At 45.5% G+C, this 8,851-nt stretch carries 8 protein-coding genes and 1 pseudogene; 4 read left to right on the top strand and 5 right to left on the bottom strand.

Translation table 11 applies throughout. The annotated features are described in order from the left end of the window. On the top strand, window positions 1-498 hold a 498-nt coding region (locus tag CXF70_RS10225), incomplete at its 5' end, for a hypothetical protein (RefSeq protein ID WP_158241178.1). A gap of 11 nt (window positions 499-509) precedes the next feature. After that, complete coding sequence (locus CXF70_RS10220) at window positions 510-947, top strand: hypothetical protein (RefSeq protein ID WP_101802575.1); 438 nt, start codon at window positions 510-512, stop codon at window positions 945-947. 363 nt (window positions 948-1,310) lie between these two features. Here CXF70_RS10220 and CXF70_RS10215 read toward each other — a convergent pair whose 3' ends face one another. The 4 genes from CXF70_RS10215 to CXF70_RS10200 all read right to left on the bottom strand — a co-directional run bounded on the left by CXF70_RS10215 (window position 1,311) and on the right by CXF70_RS10200 (window position 6,657). Next, window positions 1,311-3,434, bottom strand: coding sequence for a heavy metal translocating P-type ATPase (locus CXF70_RS10215; protein WP_101802574.1), 2,124 nt, complete (start codon window positions 3,432-3,434; stop codon window positions 1,311-1,313). A gap of 164 nt (window positions 3,435-3,598) precedes the next feature. Further along, window positions 3,599-6,016, bottom strand: a complete 2,418-nt coding sequence (locus CXF70_RS10210) for a heavy metal translocating P-type ATPase (RefSeq protein ID WP_101802573.1) — start codon at window positions 6,014-6,016, stop codon at window positions 3,599-3,601. A 72-nt stretch (window positions 6,017-6,088) separates the two neighbouring features. Then, the gene (gene copZ, locus CXF70_RS10205) at window positions 6,089-6,292 is read right to left on the bottom strand and encodes a copper chaperone CopZ (protein ID WP_101802572.1); all 204 of its coding nucleotides are present in this window, start codon (window positions 6,290-6,292) and stop codon (window positions 6,089-6,091) included. 77 nt (window positions 6,293-6,369) lie between these two features. After that, on the bottom strand, window positions 6,370-6,657 hold the full coding sequence (locus tag CXF70_RS10200; RefSeq protein ID WP_101802571.1) for a metal-sensitive transcriptional regulator: 288 nt from the start codon (window positions 6,655-6,657) through the stop codon (window positions 6,370-6,372). 246 nt (window positions 6,658-6,903) lie between these two features. On the opposite strand from CXF70_RS10200, the gene CXF70_RS10195 reads away from it, so the two are divergent. After that, on the top strand, window positions 6,904-7,236 hold the full coding sequence (locus tag CXF70_RS10195; protein WP_101802570.1) for a four-helix bundle copper-binding protein: 333 nt from the start codon (window positions 6,904-6,906) through the stop codon (window positions 7,234-7,236). Window positions 7,237-7,296: 60 nt separating this feature from the next. Here CXF70_RS10195 and CXF70_RS10190 read toward each other — a convergent pair. Then, a pseudogene (locus CXF70_RS10190) lies at window positions 7,297-7,803 on the bottom strand (response regulator transcription factor); the annotation flags it as partial. Between CXF70_RS10190 and CXF70_RS10185 the strand changes: the two are divergent. Continuing rightward, window positions 7,748-8,851 (top strand): MATE family efflux transporter (locus CXF70_RS10185; protein ID WP_233208605.1); only part of this gene is annotated, 1,104 nt, incomplete at its 3' end. The pseudogene CXF70_RS10190 and the gene CXF70_RS10185 overlap by 56 nt on opposite strands.

Genomic DNA, 8,851 nt, shown 5'->3' with positions numbered 1-8,851 from the left:
TACAAGAAAAGGTCTTCCTTTTTCTATTTATTCATTTACACAACATATTTTACGCTCTCGTTAATACGGGTAAGTATGCTGGCTTTTCTATTACTGATATCAAGCTTTTTTATGCCACAAGCTAATACTGAAGCTTCATTTAATAATTGTGGTATATATAGCATCGAGGAATATAGCAGCTATAGCCTTGATGATGGAGAAATCACAATCCAATGCGGAGGAGTAAGAACTGTTTGGGAAGGTATTTTGCAAGGGGCAGTTAAAACAAATCAGACAAGTAGTGTAAATAATTATGAAAAACGTGGCGGAACTAATCAAGCACTTTACGATTTTCAAAGGATGCCGGGGGATGCTCAAGAAGGAGCTGAAGGAAGATTATTAAAACATTATAATGGCGGGACTTTAGCATATTATCCTTCCACAAGTTACGAAGGTGTTCCTACACTTTCCTTCCCTTCTAGTGATAGGATACGAACCGATAAGGTCAGATACCTATAAAGGAGAATCATATGAGTGAAGTTTTACAATTCTGGCAGCCTAAAGGAATAGAAATTTTATCAGCACCTTATCCTTCTTCCCTTATATTAGAAAGTGTATTCAAAAGCAGGAATGAATTTGAATTAGTAATAAGCGATTTCAAGCAAAATAAAATTAAATTAACATATAATAAACTTTCTTCTGCAGACTTTACAGTATGGAGCTTTATATTCGATACTGAGGATGCCAGGATAGATTTAACCAATATTGGTATAGAAGCACCTGAAGATTACAATAAACATATCCCAAAATTTTTTAAAGTCAAAAATTCCAAATTATTGGCCCAATATGAAGGCAATCATGTATTCGAAAAAGCACTGGATAAGGTCGAAGTCCATATGTACATTACTTTGAATGAAATAATTACGGTCGTATCTGAACATGAGCCTGTTATTGTCAGGATTGAATAACTCCAACACCAGTTATCAAGTTTTATTGAAAGATATTTATAAAATAGATTTCTTGTCTACTATTTAAGTTCATATAAGTTTTTATAGTACATTTAAAATAAAACTCTTTATAAGGGCACTCTTAAACAGACGAAAGGGAAAAGCCTGGCTGATCAGCTAGGCTTTTCCCTTTGTATTTTGCTGCTAAAAACAATTGCTACTTCCGATATTTTCTCATATGTTAACTATAAAAATATATTTAATTATCCAAAGTCTTCAAACCTCCGTTTGACTTTAACCTAATACAAAACTGTGCCCCCAAGGTTAAAGAAAATTCAACTTTTGGGAGGCAGCACTTTTCGTGTACGACAATTAAACACGGTGTTAAACAGCTCTATTTCTTAGTTTCAATGTCATCGCATTGATAGCCACGATAACCGTGGACACGGACATCAGAACTGCTCCTGCGGCAGGAACCAACGTAATCCCAATGGAGGCTAGAACACCCGCCGCTATGGGAATGGCAATAAAGTTATAACCGGCTCCCCACACGAGGTTCTGTTTCATTTTACTGGTTGTTTTATTGGCCAATTCGATAAAGGATTCAATATCGCCTGGATCCGACTGAGTCAAAATCACATCAGCGGAATCGATGGCGACTTGAGTTCCGGCACCGACTGCTATCCCAACGTCTGCTATTGCAAGGGATGGTGCATCGTTGACGCCATCGCCGACCATGATAACCGTTTGTCCATTATTTTTCAGTGATTCCACTAAATCATATTTATCTTGCGGTGATTGATTGGCTCTGTATTCAATGCCCAGTTCCTCTGCTACTCCTTGGGCAGCCGTTTCATTGTCGCCTGTAGCCATGATCGGTTTTATATTGTAATGCTTCAATGCCTGTATCAGCATTCTGCTCGTTTCTTTCAATTCATCGCCTAATGCGACCGTACCGATCGGATTCCCGTCCTCAACCAGTATACTTAATGTTGCCCCTTTGGGAACATCCACCGCTACATCTCTTCCAAATGCCTTTTGGCTGATCAATTCGTATTTGCGGCCATTGGCGTTTCCTTCTATACCCGCACCCGACACAACATCAATCGAATCAAAGTGGACAGGCTGAATCCCTTGTTTCTCAGCATATTGGACTATTGACTGGGCGATTGGATGGCTGGATCCGCCTTCAATCCCTGCCATTAACGCCGCGATTTCGGCTTCGGTATGTTGACCATCCAGTGTTTCCATGTTCAAAACTTTAAATTCGCCAGTAGTCAACGTACCCGTTTTATCCAGTATCATTACATCAGCCTTAGTTGCTAACTCCAATGCTTCGCGGTCTTTCACCAACAGCCCGCGGCTTGCACCTAAACTGGTGCTTCGTGCAATAACCAGCGGAATGGCAAGGCCGAGAGCGTGTGGACATGCAATGACTAATGTCGTAACCGTAAAAAGAATAGCGGTTTGAATGTCAGCAATGTACAGCCAAACGACAAAAGCGATGAAAGCCACCGCAATGGCGATATAAAACAGCCAACCGGCCACTTTTTGAGCCAGATTTTCAGCTCTTGAAGGCTGATCTTGCGCCTGGCTAATCAGGGTTTGCACTTGGGAAATGAACGATTGGTCGCCGGTTTCTTGTACTTCAAGATACAAGATGCCTGCACCGTTCGTGGAACCGCCGATTACTTTGTCTCCAACTCCTTTTTCAATGGGCTTGGATTCCCCCGTCAAGAGCGCTTCATTAATCCGGGACACTCCTCGTTTGATGATCCCATCGGCAGGGACGTTTTCGCCCGCCTGAACCCGTACAAGATCTCCGACTTTCAGCGTGCTTACTGGACGCGTCTCAATCGAATCGTCTTCCAATACGACATGTGCATCTTTCGGCACCAATTCAGCGAGCGATTTTTGCGCGTCTCCTGCTTCTCCGACCGCTTTCATTTCAATCCAGTGGCCAAGCAGCATGATCAACAGCAAGGAAGCGAATTCAAAGAAGAAATCCATGATGTGTTCACTCGTGACATAACGTGCCGCCACTGCGTAAATACTGTACAGATAGGAAACCGATATCCCTAAGGAAATAAGGGCCATCATGCCCGGCGCTTTTTCTTTAAATTCGGCTATTGCCCCTTGGAAGAAAGGTTTTCCGCCATAAACCAATAAGATGGTTGCCAATATGGCGACTACTATATCTGAGTACGGAAAAGTGAACTGAAATGGAAGCCGAATGTCCATCATCGGCGACAATAACAGAATGATGATGCCAATTGGCAGCGATTTCAGGAAAATCTCTTTAAAATTGCCATGATGATGGTGGTCATGCCCGCTATGATCGGAATGGCCATGATGATCGTGGTGCTGGGATGGATTGCTGCGGTCATGAATGCCCTCTTCCACTTGCTCTTCATGATAGGCATGCCCAACATGTTCGGAATGATCCATCTTATTATGTTCCACTCGTTCGTCGTGATGGTGATGATGGTCTTTATCATTTTTAGCCATTCAGTACGCCTCCTTCAAATTAGTGTTTCTTTATTTTTATTCCTTTTCCCTTTATTTACTTTTCTGACGTTTCCATAATATTTTCACAAATTTAAAAGAAAAAGGCCGAAAGCAATTTGCCTTTACTTTTGGCCTTCCTCTTTTTGCTTTTTACTTATCAATCTTTACTTTTGCAAATTCACTCGTTGCAAGCGCAGTGAGTTCAAGACAACCGACACCGAACTGAATGCCATCGCAGCACCCGCCACCCACGGCGCCAATAAACCGATGGCGGCAATCGGGATGCCTACCGTATTATAGGCGAATGCCCAGAACAGGTTCTGCTTGATGTTGCGCATCGTCTTGCGGCTCATCAGAATCGCATCCGCAATGCTGTTCAAATCGCCGCGGATCAGCGTGATATCCGCCGCTTCCATCGCCACATCGGTACCCGTACCGATTGCCATGCCAATATCGGCAACGGCCAGCGCCGGCGCGTCGTTGATGCCGTCGCCGACCATCGCCACTTTCTTGCCTTGCTGCTGCAACTTCTTCACTTCGTCCGCTTTGCCTTCCGGAAGCACTTCCGAAATGACGGCGTCGATGCCCACTTCTCTCGCAATCGACTGCGCAGTCCGCTCATTGTCGCCCGTCATCATAATCACTTTAATCCCCATTTTATGCAGGCGTTCGATTGCTCCGCGGGACGTCTCTTTAATGGTATCCGCTACTGCCACCATTCCGGCATATTCGCCGTTGATTGCAGCCAGCATCGCGGTTTTCCCGTCGCTTTCCATCGCTTCCATTTCCGGCAGAACCGCCGAAATGTCGATGCCGTATTGCTGCATCAGTTTGCGTGTGCCGACGAGGACGCCTTGACCCGACACAGTCGCTTGGATACCGTAGCCCGGTACGGCTTCGAAGAATTGGACTTTACCCAGTTCGATGCCTTTTTCCTGAATCCCTTGCACAATCGCCTGCGCAAGTGGATGTTCGGATTGCTTTTCGGCTGCACCGATCAGTGACAGGAACTGCTCTTCATTTTGCCCATCTGCAAGTGATACATTCGTCAGCACCGGTTTCCCGTGCGTCACCGTACCCGTTTTATCGACCACTACAGTATCAATGCTTTGGGTCTGTTCCAAATGTTCGCCGCCCTTGAACAAGACGCCCATTTCCGCTGAACGCCCCGAACCCGCCATAATCGAAGTCGGCGTCGCCAGTCCGAGAGCACATGGACACGCGATGACCAGAATCGTAATCAGCACTTCGAGCGCCGGCGTGAAATTACCGGGATCGACCAGTAAATACCAGACAAGGAAAGAAATAAATGCGATCCCGACAACAATCGGCACAAAGATGCCGGAAATTTTATCGGCCATCCGCTGAATCGGCGCTTTCGTTCCCTGTGCGTCTTCCACCACTTTGATGATTTGAGCAAGCGCTGTGTCGCGCCCGACTTTCGTTGCTTTCATCTGGATGGAACCGTTGCTGTTAATGGTTGAACCATACAACAAATCGCCTGCGGCTTTATCAACCGGCAGACTTTCGCCCGTCAGCATCGATTCATCGACCGCCGTAGTCCCTTCCAGCACTTCTCCGTCAACCGGAATTTTTTCGCCGGGTTTGACGAAAATCGTGTCGCCGATCACCACTTCTTCAAGCGGCACCTCTGTTTCGATTCCGCCGCGCAAAACGATAGCTGTTTTCGCCTGAAGCCCCATTAATTTCTTAATTGCTTCAGATGAACGGCCTTTTGCTTTTGCTTCAAACAGTTTGCCCAAAACAATCAGGGTAATCAAAACGGCACTCGTTTCAAAATACAGATGCGCCATATGCGGCGAACCGGCGTGTATAATCGCCTGATAGACACTGTAGAAATAAGCGGCCGACGTTCCCATGGCAACCAGCACATCCATATTGGCGCTGCCGTTGCGAAGCGCTTTATACGCGCCGACATAGAACTGTTTCCCGATAATGAACTGGACCGGTGTAGCCAGAAGCATCTGGAACCACGGATTCATCAGGATTTCCGGCACGTATAAAAAGGAAGTAAAGGAGAAATGGCCGACCATCGTCCATAACAGCGGCAGGGACAAAATCGCTGAAGCAATGAACTTCCGCTTCTGGTCCTGAATCGCTTTTTCCCGGTAATCCACTCGTTCTTCGTCTTCCTGCTGCTGATGGGCGCCGTAACCCAGTTTCTCAACTTTCGCGATGATTTCGCCAATTGTCACTTCGGACGGATTGAATTCAATCGTCGCTTTTTCAAGTGCCAGATTAACATTTGCCGATCCAATTCCATTCATCTTGTTCAACCCTTTTTCGACGCGGGTCGAACATGCCGCACAGGTCATGCCGGTAATATCAAATTCTGCTTTCTGCTTCACAACGCCGTAGCCCAGCGCATCGATTTTCTTCTCGAAATCTGCTTCCGTGAGCTTAGTGGAATCGTATTGAATTGATGATTTTTCCAGCGCCAGGTTAACGTTTGCCTTCTCGACGCCATCCATTTTGCTTAACCCTTTTTCGATCCGGGTGGCACATGCTGCGCAGGTCATTCCCGAGATTTGAAAACTTGCTTCTTTTGTATCCGCTGCCATTGCAACCTCCTCCTCCACATACTGCATGGGGGTATATTTCATTTAAAAAGAAAGAGTGCTATAGGAGCACTCTTATACAACGTCATATCCTTGCTCTTCAATTGCTTCCTGGATTTCATTTAGCGATATCTTGCCAGTATCATAGTCGACTGCCACTTCGCCTTTTTTAAGATCAACTGTCACGGATGAAACCCCTTCAAGTTCACCGACACCTGTTTCAACTGCACTTACACAGTGACCGCAAGACATACCTTGGACTTTTAATATTTCACTCATTCTTTTTCCTCCTAAAGTAAGATTTCCTCTAACTTAACATACCCTTGCAGGGTATATCAACTATTTTACTTTATTATTTATTTAGTCATGGTTCTCATGACATCCATTAATTCATTGATCGCTTCTTCTCCCTGGTTTTCTTTGATGGCTTTAGCGACACAATGATGCGTGTGATCTTCCAATAAGGCAAGTGAGACTTTATTCATCGCAGATTGAATAGCACTGACCTGATGAAGAATATCTACGCAGTAACGGTCATTTTCTACCATCTGATGAACGCCGCGAACCTGGCCTTCAATTCGCTTCAACCGATTCAGAAGTTGCTGTTTATTTGGTTGTATTGTTGCTTTCATCGTCTGCTCCATTTGCTGGACACCCCCCAAAAAATTTATATACCCTGTACCCGTATAATACAAAAATTTTTACTCTTTGTCAAAGCAGTTGGCTCACTGGAGTTCAATCTCTAACTAGTAGAAAACTGAATATAAAAACAGCCTAAGCTGGGTCTATGCAATTGTGCATTTTCTATGGAGTTTCAGAATTTCCGTTTAATCTGGAAAGTAGAGGGAAATCCAGTAAATGAAGCAAAAATAAAAAATGGAGGTTTTAACATGGCTCATGAACAACACCAGGAATTGATTCAGGCGTTGCACGATTGTGCAGCGGAATGCAACCATTGTTTTGACGCTTGTCTGCAGGAAGACGATGTGAAGATGATGGCCCAGTGCATCCGGTTAGACCGTGAATGCGCAGACATCTGCGCGTATCTGGAACATGCGATTACTCGGAATTCTCCGTTCGTTGCCGAACTGGCAGCCGTTTGTGCAACCATTTGCGAGGCATGTGCAGCGGAATGCGAGAAGCACGCCGACCATCACGACCATTGCAAACGCTGTGCGGAAGCTTGCCGCAGATGTGCAGAAGCTTGCCGGAACGCAGCATAATTTTACTCAAAAAGGCCCGTCGGAGACATTTTCCGATGAGCCTTTTCCTTTTACCAGGCGTTATTCCATTTCATTGATCCACTTGTAACCGATTCCCCAAACCGTGAGAAAATGATCATCGACCGGAAAACCGGACTGGCGGATTTTTTCCCGGACATTCCGCACATGCGAATCGATGGTCCGCCCTTCTGTTTCCGAGTCAAATCCCCAGATCAACTGGATCAATTGCTCTCTCGTAAACACCTTGTCGGCATTTTTCATCAGATGGCCCACCATCAGAAATTCTTTTGGCGTCAATTTGATGACCTGTCTGCCATATGTGAGTTCAAACCGGTCTTCATCCCATAACAAGCCATCTACTTCAAGCATATTTTTCCGAGTTCTTCTGCGAAGCAGCGCCCCAATGCGGGCTAGCAGCTCTTCTTCATTAAACGGCTTCGTAATGTAATCATCTGCCCCGAGATTTAATCCTTTAACGACATCTTCCTGCTGTTCCCGTGCCGTCAGCATAATGATCGGCACATCCGAAAATTTCCGGATTTCCCGGCACAGTTCCCAGCAATCCATTATTCTGGCAATCCTTTTTGGGATTCTCACCGGTCTCGCTACGTGGTTCTTTGCAGAGCCGCTGCTTCGGCTCATGGGCATCGAAGATGAAGTCCTGGAGTTGGGGGCGCAGTATTTCCGGATTGTCGGAATCCCTTCTGTCATCCTGTCTTTAATGTTTGTAATGAGTGCAATTCTGCGTGGAGCCGGTGATACTAAAACGCCTATGAAGATCAGTATAGTCATCAATGGCATCAATGCTTTGCTTGATTATGTGTTGATATTCGGTTTCTTGTTCATTCCGGAACTCGGAATTGCCGGGGCTGCCATAGCTACGGTAATTTCCCGTTTGATTGGCACTTTAGCCCTTTTCTATTACATCAACAAAGAAAAAGTGCTGGCATTCAGAAAAGAATATTGGAAGCCAGACAAACAACATCTAATGGAACTCTCTACTCTTGGCGCTCCTGCAGCAGGTGAACGATTGGTCATGCGGGCCGGACAGATTGTCTATTTCGGTTTCGTCGTCGCACTTGGAACCAATGCCTTTGCGGCTCATCAAATTGCTGGAAATGTTGAAGTGTTCTCTTACATGATCGGATATGGCTTTGCTACCGCGGCAACGATTTTGGTTGGCCAGCAGATTGGTGCCGGCAATCTGGAAGAAGCCAAAAAGTATGCGAAGCTTTCCACTCAGTTCACGGTAGTATGTATGACGTTATTGGGGGGAGTCTTGTTCTTCTTTGGAGAATGGGCCGCCACTTTCTTTACAGAAGACCCCGAAGTGATCAATGATATCGGAACAGCTTTAAAAATATCGGGTGTTTTTCAACCATTTCTTGCAGTACTCATGGTCTTGACCGGGGCATTTCAAGGGGCGAACAACACAAAATTTCCTATGTATCTGACCGCTTTTGGTATGTGGGCCATCCGCACACTGCTTGTGTATTTGTTAGGAATACAGTTGGGCTGGGGTTTGGCTGGCGTGTGGATGGCGATAGGCATTGATATTGCTTTTCGTGCAGTAGTGTTAGTGATTCAATTCAGTCGCGGGAGATGGATGGCACTG

Origin of the sequence: Planomicrobium sp. MB-3u-38 (genome assembly GCF_002836425.1) — a bacterium.
GTDB lineage: Bacteria > Bacillota > Bacilli > Bacillales_A > Planococcaceae > Planococcus > Planococcus okeanokoites.
Note: the sequence above shows the minus strand (reverse complement) of the source record. Positions and strands in the feature narration are given on the sequence as shown.